This is a genomic window from Chryseobacterium sp. UF-290 (assembly GCF_058245615.1).
This window is the reverse complement of the sequence record NZ_JBSICB010000042.1, coordinates 1-440: the sequence shown is the minus strand read 5'-3', so window position 1 is coordinate 440 and position 440 is coordinate 1. Positions and strand designations below refer to the sequence as shown.

1 protein-coding gene is annotated in these 440 nt (G+C 44.3%); it reads right to left on the bottom strand.

Going from position 1 to position 440, the window contains the following annotated elements; all coding sequences use genetic code 11:
* Positions 1 to 440: AMP-binding protein (locus AC4IF5_RS20415; RefSeq protein WP_490737790.1), on the bottom strand; the 440-nt coding region annotated here is incomplete at both ends.

Sequence of the window (440 nt, the reverse complement as noted above, 5' to 3'; positions counted from 1 at the left end):
CCTCTGATCTTAACCTGGAAGTCATTTCTGCCAATATATTCCAATTCGCCATTCGATAACCAGCGTACTAAATCTCCCGTTTTGTACAAACGTCCGTTTTCTCCTCTTGCCTGCTGCTCGGTGGTCTGGAATGGATTTGCCATAAAGCGCTCTTCCGTAAGCTCAGCTCTGTTCAGATAGCCTCTCGCTATTCCTGCTCCTCCAATGTAAAGCTCTCCTATGGCTCCAACAGGAACAGGACGGAAATGATTATCCAATACATAAACGGTCATATTTCCAATAGGTCCGCCAATATTAACCGGGTTATGATCTTGATGGTAATGGTGCAATGTTGCACATACCGTACTTTCTGTAGGACCATAAGCATTGATAATATCGACTCCGCTTTTCTCATATAAAGCCATCACCTGAGGATTGGTAACATCTCCTGCTACTACCAG